This window comes from Luteibacter sp. 22Crub2.1, from assembly GCF_900167995.1.
Taxonomy (GTDB): domain Bacteria; phylum Pseudomonadota; class Gammaproteobacteria; order Xanthomonadales; family Rhodanobacteraceae; genus Luteibacter; species Luteibacter mycovicinus.
In genome coordinates this window covers 139,583-160,139 of sequence record NZ_FUYT01000013.1, presented here as the reverse complement: position 1 = coordinate 160,139, position 20,557 = coordinate 139,583, and the positions used below count along the sequence as shown (strand labels likewise).

Below are 20,557 nucleotides of genomic sequence, written 5' to 3'. Positions count from 1 at the left end.
ACCGTTAAGGGATCAGGAATTCTAAACGCTTCACCGGAGCAACGTGTCCAGGGCGTGCCCCAGACGCGCGGGGAACCCGGCCTGATTGGCGTCGTACCAGTTGCGTGCGGCCTCGCCAAGGGCCTCGACCTCGGCATCGGACATACCGACGATGCGCTCGACGCATGCTTCGAGCCCCTCTTCGTCGAACTTCCACAACGTGGCGGCGTTGAGCGTGCCGTTTTCGTGCGCGGGGACGCGCATCCCTCGCGTGTCGTCGACCAGTTCGTTCATCGGCGCACCGTCCGTGACCAGTACCACGGCACCGCAGCTCATGGCTTCGACGATGTAGTGGCCCCAGCCCTCGGCCTCGGACAGGCAGAGGTGGAAACGGTGTGCGTTTTGCAGGCGGTAGATCGATTCCACGTCGGGCAGGAAGGTCACCTGGTGATCGAGGTTCGGTGCGGCCGGTGGTCGGTCCGGTGCGGCCACCGACGGTGACTGGAGCACATGCAGGGTCGGCCACTCCGGGTGCCGGCGCCAGACGTCGAGCAGGCGCTCGGTCCCCTTCATGCGGCTGCCGCCGGCAAGATGCAGGAAGGCGCGGTCGCGTGCGACACCTTCACGACGGCAGTCCGTGCTGATGAATCCGATGTGGGCGGTGCGCAGCCCCATCCCGCCGAACGTCTTCATCGCGCTGTCAGTCTTGCACAGGATGGTGTCGAAACGATGCAGGTGGCGGCGGTCGCGTTTGCTCATCCATTCCGGATGGGGAATGAGCGCATTGCGCCGGGACATCGGCAGGTAGCCCGGGTGCACGTGCTCGATCGTCAGGCCGAGGTCGTAGCGCCGCGGACCGCGGCCGGTCAGCCAGCGCCCGAACATGGCGGCACGCTGCGCCCAGGCCCGCCACGGCCATCCATGATTGCGCTGCGGCGTCCGCGTCACCGTCACCTGGTGACCGAGTTCGCGCAAGGCGTTCTCGAAGAGACGGATATCGTGCGTGAGCCCGCGACCGTTGTCCCAGGCGATGAGGTTGATGTGGGCCATCTCAGGACGCTCCTGCGTCGGTGCGGTGCCGATCGAGCGCGCGTCCGACGTAAACGGCGAGTCCCAGCGTGAGGAAGAAATACAACGAGTGTGGCATCGCCCGATAGAAGACATTGTCGGTGAGGGCGCATAGCGCGTACATGGCCGTCGTCGAGAATCCGGCGCATGCCGGCATGGCGATGGCGTTATCGCGGTTCAGCGCATGCCGCCCGAAATAGATCAGCGAGCCACCGAAGAGCAGCACGAGGACCAGCAGGCCCGGGATGCCGCCCGTCGCCGCCCATTCGAGGTACTCGCTGTGCGGATGGTCATAGCGGACCACCGACGGATTGACCTCGCCATCGGCGATCCGCGCCCGGGCGAAGGGGCCGAACTGGTTCATGCCGACGCCGGTGACGGGGTGCGCGATCACGGCCATTCGTGCGGTGCGCCACATTTCGAGGCGCTCACGCACGGCGCCGGTGGCGTCCTGTTCGCTGTAGGTGGCTACTTCGTCTTTCACGGCGGCCAGGCGCTCCACCATCTCGCCGTGCAGCGTCGTCGCCGCCAGGCCGGCGGCGGCCACACCGATGACCAGGGCCAGCACGCTCTGGCGCCAGCGTCCCGTCCGGCGACCCTGGATCAGCATCAGTGCCGCGAAGACGGGGACGAACGCCAGCAGAGGGCCGCGGCTCTGCGTCAGCAGCGCGCCATAGAAGCCCATGACGGCGAAGACCGCATGCATCGCGCGCTCGCGCGACCGGAGTTCACCCCGCAGGGCCTGCACGATGGCGATGAGTGACAGCACCAGCATGAACATGCCGAATTCGATGGCACCCCATTCGCCGTTGTTGATGCCGTAGGCGCGGTCGATATGCTCGATGTAATGCTGTTCGACGCAGATCAGGCCCAGAACGCCCGCCGATCCGCTGAAGCCGACGCGAAGGGCGGCGGTCCGCAGCGGCAGGGCGAACGTCGCCGCGATGACCAGAAACGCAAGGATGTGCGACGTGACGTCGAACTCGCGCCAGTTCACCCCGTGGGCGCCGACGTTGAGGGCCCAGAAGATGAAGGCGATGGCGGCGGGTACGAGTACGGGCGCCGCGCGGCGGTAGGCGCGACGGACGTCGGCACGCGTCGCGAGCACCCAGAGCCCCGTCAGAAACAGGATCAGCGCAGGGATTGCCTTGGCCTTGACCGGCAAGGCGAAGGACAGCGGCATGATCGCGATGAGCAGCGAGAGGATCCACACGCGCCACGGATTCGTTTTGTCGAGCACTCGGCACCTGCTGGGATCGGAACGGCACGGCGGCCTCGCCGTCACCGGCTCGTGCCGCCGGGGCGGCGCGAGGGCATGGTACTTTAACGGATCGCGGATGCCTCTCCGTGCGGTTCCGGGTGAGCGGCGCCAATTCAGCTTCCGTAAGGACCCGCCCGGGCGATGAAGCTCCTGTTTACCAATTTCCACGCCGGCGACGGTGGCGGCCATACGACTTACCTGATCAGCCTCGCGCGCGGACTGTCGGGCCGGCATGAGGTGCACGTCGCCGCGCCGCCGGGTAGCCGTCTGAATCGCGAGGCCCGCGCGCTTGCCGGCGTGCATGTGCTCGACCAGCCCTATCCGAACGGCCTGGGCAAGCTGCCGGCACGGCGCCGCGCGCGCCAGCAGTTGTCGGCCTATCTGGCTGAGCATCGGTTCGACGTCATCCACGTCAATGGCTCCGCCGACCATCGTCTGGTCATTGCCGCCGTGCGTGGACTGCGCCGTCGCCCGGCCATCGTGCTCACCAAGCACAACTCCAAGCCGATGTCCGGCATCGGAAACGCCTGGCGGGCCCGCGTCGGCACCGATGGCGTCATTGCCGTCTGCGACTACGTGCACCGGCAGGTGATGGCTTCGCCTTATGCGCGCTGCCGTGTGGTCACCGTTTTCAATGGGGTCGACATCGATCGCTTCGCGCCGCGACCTGCCGATACGACGCTTCGTGCCGGATGGCTGGCGCCTGCCACCGCGGAAGCACCGCTGCTGATTGGCAGCAATGCGGGTACGGCCAGCTACAAGGGTTGGATGGACCTCATCGAAGCGCTGGCGTCGCTGGAACCGGCCTGGCGCGATCGCCTTCGTGTCGTCCTTGCCGGCGGTCTTCCCGACGCGGAAGACCGCCGCCGTATCGAAGCCCTGGGCGTGGCATCGCAGGTGCACTTTGCCGGCCGGCTCGACGACGTCCGGCCGCTGGTGGCGACGCTCGATGCCGGATTCGTCCTGTCCTGGGACGTCGAAACGATTTCCTTCGCCTGCCGCGAAATGATGGCGATGGAGAAGCCCGTGCTCGTCAGCGACTACGCCGGGTTGCCCGAAAACATTCGTCAGGGCGAAGACGGCTGGATCGTGCCGGCCCGCGACCGGCATGCGATCGCCGCCGCCCTGCGCCGGCTGGTCGAGGAGCGCGACCAGCTGCCCGCGATGGGCTTCGCGGCGCGAGCACATGCGGAGGCCGAGTTCGGACTGGAGCGTTTCATCGACGCCACCGAAGCGTTCTACCGCGAACTCAGGCTCGCCACGCTGCCGGGTTAGCCCTGTTTGCGCAGCAGGGCGTAGTACATGCCGTCGAGGTCGCCGTCGCCGGGCAGGATCTGCCAGCCGATGGCGGCCGCCTGGCCCACGGGCAGAGTCAATGGCAGCACGGAGGCATCGGCGCGACCGTCGACGAAGGCACCGACCACACCCTCGTTCTCGGCACGCAGCAGTGAGCAGGTGACGTAAAGCAACGTGCCGCCGGGTGCCAGGGTTTCCCAGCAGGCGGAGAGGATGCGGCTCTGTAGTGCCACGAGCGCTTCGATATCGGCGGCGCGGCGATGCAGACGTACGTCCGGTCGGCGGCGAATGACGCCGGTAGCCGAGCAGGGGGCGTCGATCATGACGCGATCGAAGGGTTTGCCATCCCACCAGGCCCGCACGTCGCCCGCGTCGCCGACGATGACGTCGGCAGCGAGGCCGAGGCGGTCCAGATTCTGGGTGATGCGCAGTGCGCGTCGCGCCTCGGATTCCACGGCGACGAGGGTGATATCCGAGCGTTCCAGCGCGTGGCAGGCCTTTCCGCCGGGGGCGGCGCAGGCATCGAGCACGCGCTGGCCGCTGGCCAGATCGAGCAGGTCGGCCGGCACCTGGGCGGCGCCGTCCTGGACGGCGAAGTGGCCTTCGGCGAATCCGGGCAGGCGCGTCACATCGGTGCTGTGGGGGAGTACCAGACCGTCCGCCAGCCACGTGTGCGCGGCGATCTCCTGACCGGCCTCACGCAAGCGGTCGGCGACCGCGTCGCGCCCCGCGCGTCGACGATTCACGCGCAGCATCAGCGGCGGCTCGTGATTGGCCGCAGCCATGACCGCCTCCGCGTGGCCGGGCCAGTCGCGCGCGATAGCCTTGGCCAGCCACGCCGGATGAGCATGCCGCGTGGCCGGCGTCGCATCGAGGTCGGCCAGCAGGGCCTCGCGCTCGCGCTGCCAGCGGCGCAGTACGGCGTTGGCCATGCCGGCAAGTCGCGGGCGGCGTAGTTCGCGCACGGCTTCCACCGTGGCGGCCACGGCGGCATAACCCGGCATCTCGAGGATCTCGAGCTGGACCAGCGCGGTCACCAGCAGGGCGTGGATGACCGGCTCGCTCCGCCGAATGGGTTTGGCCAGGAGGCGGTCGAGCGCGGCGTCGAACCGGGGCCACCAGCGCGCACCTTCATTGAGGAGGGCGGTGAGAAGCGCCCGGTCGCGGGCATCGGGGAGACGGGGGAGAGCCCGGTCGGCCACTTCGCGCAGCGAGTGCCCTGACAGGGCGATATCGGCCAGCGCTTCGGCGGCCAGGGCACGGACCGAGATCGTCCGACTCACGAGACCGCCTGCTTCAGCTCCGGACGCGCATTGAGGTAGTCGACGATGCCGATCCGGCGGCCACCGGGCCGCTGGACGGCAAGCAGGCGCAGGGCACCGTCGGCGCAGGCGATGTCGAGACCCTCGCGCGAGACACGCAGTACCTGTCCCGGCGTGGTTCCGGCCGTCTCCGCGTCGATCGCGCGCGCCGACCAGATACGCAGGCGTTCGCCCGCGATATCGGCTTCCGCGACGGGCCATGGATCGAACGCCCGCACCTTGCGTTCCAGCGCGATCGCCGTCAGCGAGAAGTCGAGGCGAGCCTCGGCCTTGTCGAGCTTGTGCGCGTACTCCACGCCGTCTTCCGCCTGCGTACGGGCGACAAGGGTTTCGCCGTTCATGACACGACGAAGGCCTTCGGCCAGCGCGTCCGCGCCGAGCGCGGACAGCCGGTCGTGCAGACTGCCGCCCGTGTCGTCGCCGGTGATGGGGGTGCGCCGTTCGATCAGTACGGGACCCGTATCCAGACCCGCTTCCATCTGCATCAGGTCGACGCCGGACTCTTCGTCGCCGGCCAGGATCGCCCGCTGGATGGGCGCCGCGCCGCGCCAGCGCGGCAGCAGGGACGCGTGGACGTTCCAGCAGCCCAGCCGTGGAATCGCCAGTACCTTGCGGGGAAGAATCAGCCCGTAAGCGACCACGACCATGAGGTCGGGTGCGTGGGCAGCCAGGCGATCGCGGTCGGCCTGGGCCTTGAACGATTCCGGTTGTTCGACCGGGACCCCGGCGGCGAGCGCCGCTTCCTTGACCGGGCTGGCGGCGAGCTTGCGCCCGCGGCCGGCGGGCCGGTCGGGCTGCGTGTATACGGCCACGACGTCGGCGCCGGAAGTGCGGCAGGCCTCGAAACACGGAACGGCGAAGTCGGGTGTTCCGGCGAACACCACGCGCAGAGGACGACCGGCCACGCTCAGGCGCTTGCCTTGCGCTGCTTTTCCATGCGTTTCAGCAGCATGCCGCGCTTGAGGGGCGACAGGTAGTCGACGAAGACCTTGCCGGCGAGATGGTCCATCTCATGCTGGATGCACACCGCGAGCGGGCCTTCGACGTCCACGAGGATTTCCTTGCCGTCGGCATCCTGCGCGCGAACCTTGACGTGCAGCGCACGGGTCACGTCGGCATAGATGCCGGGAAACGACAGGCAACCTTCCTGATAGACCTGCTGGCCGTCCTTCTCGAGGATCTCCGGATTGATCAGCACCATCGGCTCGTCGCGGTTGTCGCTCATGTCGGCGACGAGGACGCGCTGGTGCACGTTGACCTGGGTGGCGGCCAGCCCGACGCCGTTCGCGGCGTACATCGTCTCGTACATATCCGCGACGAACTGCTTGAGTTCGGCGTCGAAGACGGTGACCGGCGCCGCGACGGTACGCAGGCGGGGATCGGGGAATTCGAGGATGGTGAGGGTGGACACGGTGTCACCTTGAACGTATGCGCGGGCCACTGCGGCGCCTGCCTGACCGCAAATTTGCGGGCAAATCGGCGAAATCCAACCAGCGGCAACCTGTAGGATGAGCCTGTATTCTACGCGCGCGCCGAGGGCCGGGCGAGTGACGCCACGTATTGTGCCCGTTAACGATTCAGTTACACTCGCGACAGCACCGGGGAAGGGGGAAATCCCGCATGATCAAGAAGTTCGCCATGCTGCTCGGCGGCATGTTCTTCACTGTGGCCGTTTATGCCGCAGCGGCACAGCTACGTCCCGACCATCCGGATACCTATACGGTCCGCAAGGGCGACACGCTGTGGGATATTTCCGCCCGCTTTCTGAGCAAGCCATGGCTGTGGCCGGAAATCTGGCAGGCCAATCCCCAGGTCCGCAACCCGCACCTGATCTACCCGGGTGACGTTCTGAATCTTTCGATGACCGGAGGCGGCCCGCGTGTCGGCCTGCAGCCGGGCATCCGCCATGAAGGCGAAGCGGTCGCGGCCATCCCGCTCGGCGACCTGCGCATGTTCCTGAAGGAAATGCGTGTCATGGACGCCGACGCGGTCGAACAGCTGCCGTACCTCGTCGGGTTCGAGGAATCGCACCTGCGCGCCTCGCCGGGCAACAAGATCTACGCCCGTGATCTGGACTCGGCGCAGCTGGGTCAGCGCTGGGCCATCGTCCGCCCGACCAATCGCTTCCGCGACCATGGCGGAAACCCCGGTGGTCTGGACATGCTGAACAACCCGGGCCACGGTTCGTTCGTCGCGGACGAACTGGACAGCGACGCCTCGATGGCCAACAGCCCCTGGCAGGAAGATTCGCGTCACGACACGCACACCGGCAAGGGTGACGATCGCGGTGTCGAGGTATCGGTCATCGGCACGGCGGAAGTCATCGCGACCAAGGGCGACGTGACGAGCCTGGTCCTGGTCGATTCGACCCTGGAAATCCGCAAGGGTGATCGCCTTACGCAGATCGACGAAACGCCCTACGACCCGTACTTCTATCCGCACGCCGCAAAGGGCGTGCCGGCGGACGGCCGCGTCATCGGCATCGCGGACGGCAACTACGCCGGCAGCCGCCAGGTCGTATCGATTTCCGCCGGCTCGGCCGACGGCGTCGACAACGGTGCCACCTTCACGGTGATGGATCAGGGCGAAGTCATTCCCGACGAAGTCAGGGGCAACTACAAGCGCCGCGACACGTCGCCGAAGGTCAAGCTGCCGGACGAGTTCGCGGGCCACATCATGGTTTTCCGCACGTTCGACCATGTCAGCTACGCGCTCGTGATGGACGCACTCCGGCCGATCAAGAAGGGCGAGAAGCTCGTTCTGCCGGAATAATCGCCGGTGGCGTCAAGCCGCCCGCTGACAGTAAGTCGCCGCGCAGTGTCTACACTGCGCGGATGACCGACACCGAAGACCTTCGCGCCTGGCTGATCCTTCTGCGGACCCCGGGCCTCATGCCGCGAAACCTGCGGGAGGGGCTCGTCGCACGTGGCAGCGCATCGGCGTTGCTGGGCTGGCTGACCCGGCACGAGAGCGCCCTGAAACCCGAGGGCCGCGACTGGCTGGCTCAGCCGGACGAAGCTGCGTTGGCCGCCGATCTGGCCTGGGTGAAGGGCGCCGACGACCAGCGCCTGCTGCTGTGCACGGAAGAAGACTTCCCCCCGCAGCTGGAGGCCATCCCGGATCCGCCCGCGGCGCTCTTCGTCAAAGGTGACGCTTCGCTGCTCCTGCGACCCCAGGTCGCCATCGTCGGCGCACGAAAGGCTCAGGTCCCGGGACTCGCCAATGCACGGCGGTTCGCGGCCGGGCTGGCCGACGGTGGCCTCGTGGTGACCAGCGGAATGGCGGACGGCATCGACGGCGCGGCGCACGAGGCGGCCCTGGACGCCGGACAGCCCACCATCGCCGTGATCGGCACCGGCCCCGACCGGGTCTACCCGCGCAAGCACCACGCCCTGGCCCGCCGTATCGCGGCTCACGGGGCCATCGTCAGCGAATACTCGCCGGGTACCGCCGTGCTGCCCCGCCATTTCCCCGAGCGCAACCGCATCATCGCCGGCCTGAGCCTGGGCGTCGTCGTGATCGAGGCCGGCCTGCGTTCGGGGTCGCTGATCACCGCGCGCGTCGCCGGGGAGCAGGGCAGGGACGTCTTCGCATTGCCTGGCTCCATCCACAACCCCCTGGCCGAGGGCTGTCACTCGCTGATCGCCGAAGGCGCCCGTCTGGTCCAGCGTCCCGACGAGGTCCTCGCGGCGCTGGCCCCCGCGGCCATGGAACTGGGGGCTCAGCTGCGTGAGCGGCTGGCCGCCGGCGAGGCGAAGCCGGCCACCGGGCGGGCGAAGCGCGGCCCCTTCGACTGGCGCGAGGATGAGGAATATCGCCGCCTGCTCGACGTCATGGGGTACGATCCCGCTTCTCTGGACGCCCTGGTGGGCACGACGGGTCTCGCTGCGGGGCCATTGTCTTCCATGTTGTTGATGCTGGAGCTGGAAGGTGAGGTCGCAAGCCTCCCCGGAAACCGTTATCAGCGCGTGATGTAAGCATCCGGCGCTTGACAGGCATCACGGTGGTATGCCCCCACTAAATATATACATGCCCTGGGGTCCACTCGCCCCGGCGGCCTTTGGAATCGGTTAACGCATGGCAAAGAACCTCCTCATCGTCGAGTCGCCGGCCAAGGCCAAGACGATCAACAAGTACCTGGGGGCCGACTTCCAGGTGCTGGCGTCGTACGGTCACGTGCGCGATCTGCGACCCAAAGAGGGCGCGGTCGACCCGGAACACGGCTTCGCCATGGCTTACGAGGTCATCGAGCGCAACGAGAAACACGTCGATGCGATCGCCAAGGCGGCCAAGGCGGCAAGCAGCATCTATCTCGCGACCGACTTGGATCGCGAGGGTGAGGCCATTTCCTGGCACATCAGCGAGATCCTCCGCGAACGCGGCCTGCTGGCGGGCAAGGACGTCCAGCGGGTGGTCTTCAGTGAAATCACGCCCAAGGCCATCAAGGAAGCCGTCGCCAATCCGCGACAGCTCTCGCACGACATGGTCGACGCCCAGCAGGCGCGTCGCGCGCTGGACTATCTGGTCGGCTTCAACCTGTCGCCGGTGCTCTGGCGCAAGGTGCAGCGCGGCCTGTCGGCTGGCCGTGTGCAGTCGCCCGCGCTGCGGATGATCGTCGAGCGCGAGCTCGAGATCGAAGCGTTCCAGGCCCGCGAGTACTGGACGATCCAGGCCAACCTGACCCACAAGGACGGTGCGTTCGACGCCCGCCTCGTGCGGCTCGACGGCAAGAAATTCGAGCAGTTCGACCTCACCAACGAGGCCGATGCCACCGCCGCGCGTTCCGCGCTCGAGCGTGCCGCCGCCGGCAATTTCACGGTGGGCGAGGTCGCCAGCAAGGAGCGCAAGCGCCGTCCCGCGCCGCCGTTCACCACCTCCACCCTGCAGCAGGAGGCCGCGCGCAAGCTCGGTTTCTCGACCAGCCGCACCATGCGTGTGGCCCAGGGCCTCTATGAAGGTGTGAGCATCGGCAGCGAGGGCAACGTCGGCCTCATCAGCTACATGCGTACGGACTCCGTGGCGCTGTCCGACGATGCGGTCGCCGAGCTGCGCGGGCTGATCGCCAGCGAATACGGCAAGAACGCCCTGCCTGACGCGGTACAGGTCTACAAGTCCAAGTCCAAGAATGCCCAGGAAGCGCACGAGGCGATCCGCCCGACCTCAGCCATGCGTACGCCGCGCAGCGTCGCGTCGTTCCTCAATGACGACCAGCGCAAGCTGTACGAGCTGATCTGGAAGCGCACCGTCGCCTGCCAGATGATCCACGCTACGCTGAATACGGTTTCCGTGGAATTTCCGGTCGGCGACTCCGCGTTCCGCGCCACGGGCACCACGGTCATCGATCCCGGCTTCCTGGCCGTCTATGAAGAGGGCAAGGATCAGAAGGGTGACGAGGATGAAGATCAGCGTCGTCTGCCGCGCCTGAAGCAGGGCGAGGTGGTGCCTGTCGCCGCCATCGTGGCCGACCAGCACTTCACCGAGCCGCCGCCGCGCTTCTCGGAAGCGAGCCTGGTCAAGACGCTCGAGGAATACGGCATCGGTCGTCCGTCGACTTACGCCAGCATCATCCAGGTGCTGCTCAGTCGCGAATACGTCCTGCTCGAAAGCCGGCGCTTCAAGCCGACCGACGTCGGCCGCGCGGTCAGCCAGTTCCTGTCGGGGCACTTCACCCAGTACGTCGATTACGACTTCACCGCCCGGCTGGAAGACGAGCTCGACGCCGTCAGCCGCGGTGAGGAGGCCTGGGTGCCGCTGCTCGAGCGCTTCTGGCAGCCGTTCAAGACGCTGGTCGACGACAAGACCGAATCGGTCGACCGTAACGAGGCCACCGGTGCGCGCGAACTGGGCGACGATCCGAAATCGGGCAAGCCCGTGTCGGTGCGCCTGGGTCGCTACGGCGCCTATGCCCAGATCGGCACCAAGGACGACGAGGCCAAGCCGACCTATGCCAGCCTGCGCCCCGGCCAGAGCATGCATACCATTACCCTCGAAGAGGCGATGGAGCTGTTCAAGCTGCCGCGCAACCTCGGCCAGTCGGAAGCCGGTGACGATGTCACGGTCGGTGTCGGTCGTTTCGGGCCGTTCGTGAAGCAGGGCAGCACGTACGCCTCGCTCAAGCCGGAAGATGACCCGTACACCATCGAGCTGCCGCGGGCCCTGCAGCTCGTTCAGGAGAAGCTCGAAGCCATCGCGAACCGCATCATCACCGACTTCGGTGACGGCGTGCAGGTGCTGAACGGCCGCTACGGGCCGTACATCACCGACGGTGAGAAGAATGCGCGCATCCCGAAGGACAAGGAGCCCAAGTCGCTGACCGAGGCCGAATGTCGCGAGTTGCTCGCCGCCGCACCGGTCAAGAAGCCGCGTGGTGGTCGCGCCGCCAAGAAAACCGCGACAAAGAAGGCCGCGGCAAAGAAGACGGCAACGACTAAGGACGCCGCGGTGAAGAAGACGGCCGTTAAAAAGACGGCCGCCAGGAAGACTGCGACGAAGAAGACGGCCACGAAGAAGACTGCCACGAAGAAGACGGCCGCGAAGAAGGCCGCCACGAAGAAAAGCGCAACCAAAAAGGCGGCGGTGAAAAAGACCGCGGCCCCGGTATCGAAAACGGCGGCGCCTGCCGCGGACTGATATGCGACGTTTCGATCTTTCCGATGTCGCCCTGGCGGCCGCTCGGCTTCGGCAGGGTGGCGTCATCGCCTATCCCACCGAGGCCGTTTTCGGCCTCGGTTGCGATCCCCACGATCAAGGCGCGTTCGAGCGTCTGTTCGCGCTGAAGGGGCGTCCGCCGACTCAGGGTGTATTGCTCATCGCGGCGGACTTCGCACAGGTCGAGCCGTATATCGATGTAGCCGCCGTTTCTCCGGACATCCTTCGCGATGTCCGCGGCTCATGGCCAGGCCCACATACCTGGGTGTTTCCCCGTAGCGCGCGCGTACCGGCCTGGGTGGCGGGCGCACACGCCGGCATCGCCCTGCGAGTGACGGCGCACGAGCCATCGGCGGCGCTCTGCCGGGCGTTCGGCGCACCGCTCGTGTCGACCAGCGCGAACCCGCATGGCGAGCCGCCTGCTCGCGACGTAGCGACTCTCGAGCGCTATTTCGGCGACCGCCTCGATGCTGCGCTGGACGCTCCGCTGGGCGGCCAGGAGCGCCCGACCACCATCCGCGACGCCCTCACCGGCGCTATCATCCGCGCCTGACAGGGGGGAATCACGTTGTCGACCGTTTACGAAATCACCGGGCGCGAGACCGCGCCATCGTTGCCGTTGCTGGTAGGCGCGCCGTCGCGCGCCATCGCCTGGCGTGACGGCCGTGCCGTCACCGCGTCCACCTTCCTGGCCCACGTCCGCCAGGTGGCCGCGTTGCTTCCCGAGGCCGACAGCGCCGTCAACCTCTGCGAGGACCGTTACGCCTTCCTCGTCGCCTTCGCGGCGCTGGTCACGCGTGGCCAGATCAACCTCTTGCCCCCCTCGCGCGCGACGCATGCGGTCGACGAGGTCATGGCCAGCCACCCTGGCTCCTACGCCATCGGCGAGCTGGCCCTGGCGCCCGCACCGGCCGGCTACCTGCGCATGCCGACGCTGGACGATACGTCGTTGGCCGGCGGTGAGGTGCCCTCGATCCCGACGGACGCCGTGGTCGCCATCGGTTACACCTCCGGGTCCACCGGCAGGCCCAAGCCCAACGTAAAGACCTGGGGCAGCTTCGTCGCCAGCAATGCCGGTAACGCCGCGATGCTCGGTGGCACCATCGGACGCGCCTTCGATGTGGTCGCCACGGTGCCCCCGCAGCACATGTACGGCATGGAGATGTCGGTCCTGATGCCGTTGCTGTCCGAAGTGAGCGTCCATTCGGGGCGCCCGTTTTTCCCGGCCGATGTCGCCGCCGCGCTGGCCTCGATGCCGGAACCGCGCGCACTCGTGACGACGCCCGTGCACCTTCGCGCGCTGGTCGAGTCCGGCGTCGTTCTGCCGAGCCTCGCCGCGTTCGTCTCCGCCACCGCGCCGATGCCGGTGGAGCTGGCGCGTGCGGCGGAAGAGCGCTTCGGCGCACCCCTGCACGAGGTGTTCGGTTCGACCGAAACCTGCGTCTTCGCCAGTCGACGTACCGCGACCGACGACAACTGGTCGCTCTACCAGGGTGTGACGCTGCATCCGCAGCCTGACGGGACCCTGGTCGATGCGCCGCAGCTCGCTGAGCCGATCGCCCTTGCCGACATCGTCTCGCTGCACGACGGCGGGCGCCGCTTCCAGCTCCGCGGCCGGAACACCGATCTCCTCGAGATCGCCGGCAAGCGCGCTTCGCTGGGCGACCTCAATCGCCGTCTGCTGGCCATCGACGGCGTGCGCGACGGCGTACTGTTCCAGCTCGACGATGCCGACGCCTCCGGCATCCGCCGCATCGCGGGCCTCGTGGTAGCGCCGGGGATGACCGAGCAGGCCGTACTGGCCGCCTTGCGCCAGGCGATGGACCCGGTGTTTCTGCCGCGCCGGCTGCGCGTCGTGGAGGCGCTGCCGCGCAACGAGACCGGCAAATTGCCGCGCGGCCTCCTGTTGGAAATGCTGGCCGCACGCGGCTGATAGAATCTCCGGCTACTTGTCGGGAGAAGCAGCATGAAGGTCCTCGTTATCGGCGGCGGCGGTCGCGAACACGCGCTTGCCTGGAAACTCGGCCAGTCGGGCCGCGTCGACGAGGTCATCGTCGCTCCCGGCAACGCGGGCACGTCACGCGAGCCGGGCCTCCGTAACGCCTCAGTCCCGGTCACCGACATCGACGGTCTCGTGGCCCTGGCGAAAGCCGAGGGCGTAGGCCTCACCGTGGTCGGCCCCGAAGTCCCCCTCGTCGCCGGTGTGGTCGACCGCTTCACCGCCGAAGGCTTGCGCTGCTTCGGCCCTTCGGCCGCCGCCGCACAGCTGGAGGGCAGCAAGGCCTTCGCCAAGGACTTCCTCGCCCGCCACGGCATTCCTACGGCGCACTACGCGGTCTTTACCGAGCTGGCGCCTGCGCTCGCGCATGTGCGCGGTACCGGCGCCCCGATCGTCATCAAGGCCGACGGCCTCGCCGCCGGTAAAGGCGTGGTGGTCGCCATGACGCTCGCCGACGCGGAAGCCGCGCTCGAGGACATGCTCGGTCAGCAGGCCTTCGGTGACGCTTCGTCCCGTGTGGTCATCGAAGAATTCCTCGACGGGGAGGAAGCCAGCTTCATCGTCATCGCCGATGGCAGGCATGCGCTGCCGATGGCGACCAGCCAGGATCACAAGCGGCGCGACGACGGCGATCTCGGCCCGAACACGGGCGGCATGGGTGCCTATTCGCCAGCCCCGGTCGTGACCGACGAGGTCTCGGCGCGGGTCATGCGCGAGATCATCCAGCCCACCCTTGACGGCATGATCGCCGACGGTGCGCCGTTCACCGGGTTTCTCTATGCCGGGCTGATGATCGACAAGGCGGGCGCGCCGAAGGTCATCGAGTTCAACGTGCGCTTTGGCGATCCGGAAACGCAGCCGATCATGCTGCGCCTCCGTTCGGACCTGGTCGATCTGATCGAGGCGGCGCTGGATGGCCGCGTCGGCGACGTCACCGCCGAGTGGGATCCGCGCCCGTCGCTGGGCGTGGTGCTCGCCGCGGGCGGCTATCCGGGCAAGGTCCGCGCCGGCGATGTGATCACCGGCGCGGAGGGTGACTTCGGTGCGGACGTGAAGGTGTTCCATGCGGGTACGGCCGACAATGCCGACGGGCAGGCCGTCACCGCCGGGGGCAGAGTACTCACCGTCTGCGCGCTGGGCGTGGACGTGGCGGCCGCCCGCGCGTCGGCCTACGAGGCGCTCGGCAGCGTGCGGTTCGCCGACATGTATTTCCGCCACGACATCGCACACCGCGCGCTCTCACGAGCGTGAGGCCGCCACGCTACGTGGGCTAGCGGTTCGAATCGATCGGCAAAGGTTGCCAACGTTCTTCCGCACTGACCGCCGTGTGCCGGAGCAGCCCCTGGGAGATGGCGGGAGAGGCACCCGCAACGGCCGGCACGACGTCGCCCGGCGTCGGTGCCTGCGGATACGACGACCACGGGCGCAGCAGGTGATGGAATGGGTTGCTGCCGATCTCCTGGTGTCGCACGGGGTCGAAGATAGCCCGGGGTACGCCGTCGCGTACATGAAGGCGCCAGGAACCTCCGTCCATGTAGGTGGAGTGCAGGCGGTCGGCGCGCCATTGCCACTGCTTGTTCAGCATGGAGCCTGCGCAGGCTTCTGTCCTGACGCCGCCACCCGCCGGATCCGCCGCAAGGCAGAGCCGGCTCGCGACGTTGCGATAAGTGTGGTCGCTGTCGAGATACCACTGCTGCTCCGCACCGTCGGTGCCGCCTTTGCACGGCGTCAACGTCACGGCAGGCTGGTCCCGCTGTGACTGGGTGAGGCAGTGGCCCTCGCCTGCGAGAGATTGCAACCTGACGACGGGTTGCCGTTCGAGATGCGGCGAGCCGAGATCGATGCGCGTCAGATGCCCGATGCCGGCGTCCTCGTCGCGCCATGTCTCCATCGATGACGTCGGCGCGAGCCGCGTGGAGTTGTCCACCGAACTGCGCGTGGCGATGTCGATGGGACCGCTGTAGCCACCCGGGAGGCGCCACTCCGAGACGGTCTCGATCGTGGCTCGCTGCATCATCGGAGTCGTCGTGGGGAGCTTGAAGAGCCAGCCTGGCCCCACCCGATAGTGCGAGTACGAATACCAGACGTCGCTGGCGATGTCGGGCGCCAGCCGGAAACGCCACAGCGCCGATGCCTCACCCGCGGCGTTCTTCGTGACGGCGCTCTCGGTGAAGTAATCCTTCAGCGTCATCGCGACGCTGCGCTCCGACGTCTGCTCGAATCCCGCGTTGAACGAGACAGGCAGCTTCCCCCATGAGAAGCCGCTGTCTTTCGAAACGGCCGACGTCAGTTCCGCACTCGCCCCCGCGCCCACGCTGGTTTTCACGCCGACCTTGTCCACGAACGTGCGATCGGTCGCGCCGTCCGAACGGGGTGCCTGCGAAATCAGGCGTACCTGTCCTTCCCGCAGGTCCGGTGCGGTCAGGGTGGTCTCCACCTCGTAAAGAAGGGGCAGGGTCAGGATGTTTCCGTAGTTGTCCTCGGGCTCGCGGCCTCCCCACATGTGAAGACCCTGCACGCCAGGCAGCTGGTTGACGACGGTCTTCACGATGACGACCTTCTCGTCGACGCTGGGACTCACTTCCCGGACGACGACGATGTCGTGGTGGATGCTGCGGCCGTTGTCGAAGACGTCGCTGTCGCGCACTTCCATGCGTGGCACGTAACCGCCGACGGTGCGTGCGTCCTGAGCGACGACGGCCGCGAAAGGCGCCGCCGCGAGCACGGTGGCGACAAGCCAGGGTTCCGGGTGGCGCGTGGGGTCCGGTGCTCTCTTCCTTCTTGTCATGGGTTGTCTTCCTTGGATCGTGGGCAGTCACGCCGGTCAGGATGGCATCTGCTTGCAGGCGGCGACGTAGGAACCCGACGTTGCTGTCCGTGAGGTTTTTCCTGAAAACGCAGCGCACCGCGACGAGACCGGGTGTACCGGCCACGGTGACCCATGTCTCAGCTACACTCCGGAAAAATCAGAGGGTCGATCACGGATGTCCCAGTTCTCACTGCTCGCCACGCGCCGCTTCGCACCCTTTTTCTGGACCCAGGCGCTGGGCGCCTTCAACGACAACGCGTTCCGCAACGCGATGGTGATGCTGGTCGCCTTCCAGATGAGCCTGCCGGACGCCGAGGTTTCGCTATACACGAACCTCGCGCCCGCGCTCTTCATCCTGCCGTATTTCCTGTTCTCCGCCACGGCGGGACAGCTGGCCGAGAAGTTCGAGAAAACCCGGATCATCCGTTACGTGAAGCTCTTCGAAATCGCAGCGATGACCATCGCGGCCGTCGGCTTCTTCACTCACCACGTATCGCTGCTGCTCGTCGTCCTGTTTCTGATGGGCATCCATTCGACCGTCTTCGGCCCGATCAAGTATTCGATTCTTCCGCAGACCCTCGATCGCAGCGAACTCGTCGGCGGCAACGCGCTGGTCGAGATGGGCACGCAGCTTGCGATGCTGATCGGCATGATCGTCGGCAATTCGCTGATGCTGATCGCCGGCTACGGAACGCTCGCGGCATCGCTGACGACCATCGCGATCGCCGTGACCGGTTACCTCGTCAGCCGGTCCGTACCTCCCGCGCCCGCGACCGCGCCCGATCTGAAGTTCAACTGGAACCCGTTCAGCGAAACCTGGCGGGTGCTGAAGATCACGAACGCCGATCGCGCGGTCTTCAACGCCGTGCTGGGCATCTCGTGGTTCTGGTTCTTCGGCACCGTGATGATCGCGCAGCTGCCAAACTACACGCGTCACGTTCTCGGCGGGGACGGTTCGGTCAATACGCTCGTGCTGACGTTGTTTTCGCTGGGTACGGGCGTGGGCTCGCTCATGTGCGAGAAGCTCTCGGGCAAACGTGTCGAGATCGGTCTGGTGCCGATGGGCGCGTTCGGCCTGACCGTGTTCGCCGTCGATCTGTACTTCGCGCGGCCCGGTGTGACACCCGGCGCCTCGCTCGACTGGCTGGCCTTTCTCGCCATACCGGGCGCGTGGCGCGCCGCGCTCGACCTGACCATGATCGGAGCCTTCGCGGGCTTCTACGTCGTCCCGTTGTTCGCCTTCGTGCAGAGTCGCGCGCCTCGCGACCGCCTGTCGCGCGTGATCGCGGGCAACAACATCGTCAATGCGCTTTTCATCTGTGCCGCTTCCGGCTTCGGCATCGGCCTGACGGCGCTGGGACTTTCCGTGCCGACGATCTTCCTCGTGACGGGGCTGATCAACATCGCGGTCGCGGTGTATATCTTCACCCTCGTTCCCGAATTCATGATGCGCTTCATCACCTGGGTGCTCGTGCACACGCTTTACCGGGTGCGGGTGGACGGTCTTAAGAACGTGCCGGACGAAGGTGCCGCGCTGGTCGTGTGCAACCACGTGAGCTTCATGGATCCGTTGATCCTGATGGCCAGCGTGCGCCGCCCCATGCGTTTCGTCATGTACTACAAGATCTTCAACATCCCGGTGCTGCGCTTCGTCTTCCGCACCGCGAAGGCGATTCCCATCGCCGGGCGTAACGAGGATGTGGCGCTGATGGACAAGGCGTTCGACGAGATCGACGAGGCGCTGGCGGCCGGAGAGGTCGTCTGCATCTTCCCGGAAGGTGGTCTGACGCGCGACGGTGACATCCAGACCTTCCGCCCTGGCGTGGACCGCATCCTTGCGCGTCGGCCGGTACCCGTCGTGCCGCTGGCGCTGCGAGGCATGTGGGGCAGTATCTTCAGTCGCCGTGACGGTGCCTTGCGCCGTGCGCGTCTGCCGCGCCGGTTCTGGTCGAAGATCGAACTGGTGGGTGGTGCACCGCTGCCTGCGGAGGCCGCGAATGCGGCGTCACTGGAAGCGCGTGTCAGTGAACTGCGGGGCGACAAAGCCTGAGGGCATCGCCGGCGCGTTGAGCGCCGGCGATTCGATTCTCCTGCTTCAGCGACTGAGGGCGATCGTCTGCCAACGCTCCGCTGCCGGTACACGACGGTAGCTCAGGTAGCTGTCCGGCACCGTCGGCGAATTCGTCGACAGGCGCGGAATGGTGCTGCCAGGTGACGGTGCCAGCGGATAGTTGCTCCACGGCGGCAGCAACGCGTTTTCCGTGTTGACCACGACTTCGTCATGTCGCATGTCATCGAACTTTGCGATGAGGGAGTCATTCGACACTTCGAGGCGATGACGCGTGCCCCCTTCCATCAGGGACATGACGCGATCCGCGGCCCACTTCCAGCGCTGGTTGTGACGAAGGGCGCACTTCGCCGTGCCGACCGTGCCACTCTTCGTGTCGATCTGAAGGCACTGCGCACTCTCGCGGTTGCGGTATCGGCCTTCCGAATCCATGTTCCATTGCTGGGCGAGATGGCTTTCGGCGTTGTCGCATTCCATGAGCTGGGCGGCGCCGGCTTTCTCGTCAAAGGGGCCCTGGGTGATGCACAGGCCTTCGCCGCTGCTCGACTGAATCAGCACCGTCGGGCTGGACGTGAGAAAGGGTGAGCCAAGGTTGATCTTTACCACCTGCGTCGGCTGCGCGGGTACCTGGCGGAGATGCGCCCACGGATCGTTGCCCTTGTGCCAGAACCACCATGGAATGTCGGCCGTGTAGTCGGGATGGACATCGGAACTGCGGTCCCAGGAAAGGCCCATCGATCGGTTCCATCCGTAACGTCGATTCTCGACACGGCCGCCCGTACCGATCAGCAGATTTCCTTCGTAGTCGCCACGGACTCGCCATACCGACATCAGCTGGGCGGAGGCTTTGCGCATCATCGGCGTCACCATCGCCGTGCTGACTTTGTACTTGCTCTTTGCGTTGAAGTAGCCGGGGTTGCCTGCGACATCGTTGGCGAGGTGCATGTTCCAGGTCACGCCCTGGGCTCTGCCATAGTTCTCGGTCACGGCGTCGATGTAATAGGACTCCGTCTCCATCGATACCGAGGTGGCGTCGGTGTACGTGCGATTGGCGGAGAACTCGAACGGGACCTTGCCGATGGCGGAGATGCCGATACCCTTGAGTGCATCCTCGGCATTGGATGCGGTGCTGACGCCATAGGACGTGCTCACTTCGCTGCTCTTCGCAACGGTACGATTCACGTCCGGCGAGGTGTCGGGAACCATCCGGTCCAGACGGAGCTCCGGGCCACGGTCCTTGCCTTCCCAATCCACAAGCGTTCTGAATTCGTAGCGACCCGCGATGGCGAGGAAGTCGTGGATACCATCACGCTCGAAGGCGGGGCGGTTTTTGCCATAGACGCCGTTGTCCCATGGCGCGATATCGACACTCGCCTTGACGACGATGACCTTGCTGTCCCCGCTGGTGCGCGCATCGCGCAGTACGACGATGTCGTGGACGACCTTGTTGCCATGGGCGCTGATGGGTTTGTAGCGGAAGCGCTCGTGCGGCACGTGGTCGGGTATGTCGTCAGGCGCGGAGTGCGCACCGTTCAGGGTGCCGCTGCGCGCGAATGCCCTGAACGCTGGAGCCGCCGCCAGCTCGCGATAAAGCTGTTGGGACGTTTCGACGTCGGCTGTCATGTCGTCGAGCGTCGAGACTTCCAGTACGCCATCCTTGCCACGCCTGTACAGCGATGTCCGTCCCTGGCCTTCGATGCCGAAGACTTCCGCCTCATGACGGGTGGTCCCTTCGGGCGAGGTCACCAGTACGCCGATGCCCTCGTGGAGAGCCCTGCTTGCAAGCGAACGAACGGTTGCGTCGCTCAGGGCGTCACCGGAGATCCACGCGACGACGGGTTCTCGCTCCGCGGCGGCTTCCCGGTAGGACAGGCCGCGGAGCTCGTCGGGGGTTCGCCAGCGAGCCGGATCGCGTTGAGCCGTGGCCATGGCCTCGGGGAGGGTCTTCAGTCGCAGGAAGCGAACGGCGCTGTCGTTCGGTGTGGGGGAAGGCAGCGAGTGGGCGTCTACGCCAGAGCTCAGGCTGGCCAACAGGACCAGGGCAAGGGTGCGGGTTTTCATGGTCGCCATATCCTTGGCAGGGGGGAGTACGAAGCGTGCCGCTTTC

Annotated in this window: 15 protein-coding genes; 8 read left to right on the top strand and 7 right to left on the bottom strand. The window is 66.6% G+C overall.

Features of this window, described 5'->3' with window-relative positions; genetic code table 11:
* Positions 1-30: 30 nt before the first annotated feature.
* Together B5X73_RS14880 and B5X73_RS20680 are read right to left on the bottom strand one after the other, a co-directional pair.
* A complete protein-coding gene (locus tag B5X73_RS14880; RefSeq protein WP_079522374.1) occupies positions 31-1,029 on the bottom strand; it encodes a glycosyltransferase in 999 nt (332 codons plus the stop codon).
* A 1-nt stretch (position 1,030) separates the two neighbouring features.
* Positions 1,031-2,287: an O-antigen ligase family protein gene (locus B5X73_RS20680; protein WP_139382796.1), complete on the bottom strand. Its 1,257-nt coding sequence runs from the start codon at positions 2,285-2,287 to the stop codon at positions 1,031-1,033.
* A gap of 162 nt (positions 2,288-2,449) precedes the next feature.
* Between B5X73_RS20680 and B5X73_RS20675 the strand changes: the two genes are divergently transcribed.
* On the top strand, positions 2,450-3,583 hold the full coding sequence (locus tag B5X73_RS20675) for a glycosyltransferase family 4 protein (RefSeq protein ID WP_139382795.1): 1,134 nt from the start codon (positions 2,450-2,452) through the stop codon (positions 3,581-3,583).
* On the opposite strand, the gene rsmB is transcribed toward B5X73_RS20675, so the two are convergent.
* The 3 genes from rsmB to def are packed head-to-tail and all read right to left on the bottom strand — an operon-like array spanning position 3,580 to position 6,337.
* Positions 3,580-4,887: a 16S rRNA (cytosine(967)-C(5))-methyltransferase RsmB gene (rsmB, locus tag B5X73_RS14870; protein WP_254857309.1), complete on the bottom strand. Its 1,308-nt coding sequence runs from the start codon at positions 4,885-4,887 to the stop codon at positions 3,580-3,582. The two genes, B5X73_RS20675 and rsmB, sit on opposite strands and share 4 nt — an antisense overlap.
* Positions 4,884-5,831, bottom strand: coding sequence for a methionyl-tRNA formyltransferase (gene fmt, locus B5X73_RS14865; protein ID WP_176167854.1), 948 nt, complete (start codon positions 5,829-5,831; stop codon positions 4,884-4,886). Before fmt ends, rsmB begins: the two co-directional genes overlap by 4 nt.
* Positions 5,832-5,833: 2 nt before the next feature.
* Positions 5,834-6,337 carry a peptide deformylase gene (gene def / locus B5X73_RS14860; RefSeq protein WP_036109486.1) on the bottom strand — a complete coding sequence of 168 codons (504 nt, stop codon included), beginning with the start codon at positions 6,335-6,337 and terminating at the stop codon, positions 5,834-5,836.
* A 209-nt stretch (positions 6,338-6,546) separates the two neighbouring features.
* On the opposite strand from def, the gene B5X73_RS14855 reads away from it, so the two are divergent.
* From B5X73_RS14855 to purD, 6 genes are all read left to right on the top strand, one after another.
* Complete coding sequence (locus B5X73_RS14855) at positions 6,547-7,698, top strand: LysM peptidoglycan-binding domain-containing protein (protein ID WP_079522372.1); 1,152 nt, start codon at positions 6,547-6,549, stop codon at positions 7,696-7,698.
* A 62-nt stretch (positions 7,699-7,760) separates the two neighbouring features.
* Positions 7,761-8,903 carry a DNA-processing protein DprA gene (gene dprA, locus B5X73_RS14850; RefSeq protein ID WP_079522371.1) on the top strand — a complete coding sequence of 381 codons (1,143 nt, stop codon included), beginning with the start codon at positions 7,761-7,763 and terminating at the stop codon, positions 8,901-8,903.
* 100 nt (positions 8,904-9,003) lie between these two features.
* Positions 9,004-11,556: a DNA topoisomerase I gene (locus tag B5X73_RS14845; RefSeq protein ID WP_079522370.1), complete on the top strand. Its 2,553-nt coding sequence runs from the start codon at positions 9,004-9,006 to the stop codon at positions 11,554-11,556.
* A 1-nt stretch (position 11,557) separates the two neighbouring features.
* A complete protein-coding gene (locus B5X73_RS14840; protein ID WP_079522369.1) occupies positions 11,558-12,127 on the top strand; it encodes an L-threonylcarbamoyladenylate synthase type 1 TsaC in 570 nt (189 codons plus the stop codon).
* A 15-nt stretch (positions 12,128-12,142) separates the two neighbouring features.
* Positions 12,143-13,507, top strand: coding sequence for an AMP-binding protein (locus B5X73_RS14835; RefSeq protein ID WP_079522368.1), 1,365 nt, complete (start codon positions 12,143-12,145; stop codon positions 13,505-13,507).
* A gap of 33 nt (positions 13,508-13,540) precedes the next feature.
* A complete protein-coding gene (gene purD / locus B5X73_RS14830; protein ID WP_079522367.1) occupies positions 13,541-14,824 on the top strand; it encodes a phosphoribosylamine--glycine ligase in 1,284 nt (427 codons plus the stop codon).
* A 19-nt stretch (positions 14,825-14,843) separates the two neighbouring features.
* On the opposite strand, the gene B5X73_RS14825 is transcribed toward purD, so the two are convergent.
* Positions 14,844-16,361 carry an RICIN domain-containing protein gene (locus B5X73_RS14825; RefSeq protein ID WP_079522366.1) on the bottom strand — a complete coding sequence of 506 codons (1,518 nt, stop codon included), beginning with the start codon at positions 16,359-16,361 and terminating at the stop codon, positions 14,844-14,846.
* Between the two features lie 196 nt (positions 16,362-16,557).
* On the opposite strand from B5X73_RS14825, the gene B5X73_RS14820 reads away from it, so the two are divergent.
* Positions 16,558-18,432 (top strand): MFS transporter, encoded by a 1,875-nt coding sequence (locus B5X73_RS14820; RefSeq protein ID WP_079522365.1) that lies wholly within the window; start codon positions 16,558-16,560, stop codon positions 18,430-18,432.
* 45 nt (positions 18,433-18,477) lie between these two features.
* Here the strand turns inward: B5X73_RS14820 and B5X73_RS14815 are convergent, their stop codons facing one another.
* Complete coding sequence (locus tag B5X73_RS14815; RefSeq protein WP_139382794.1) at positions 18,478-20,511, bottom strand: RICIN domain-containing protein; 2,034 nt, start codon at positions 20,509-20,511, stop codon at positions 18,478-18,480.
* Between the last annotated feature and the right edge of the window lie 46 nt (positions 20,512-20,557).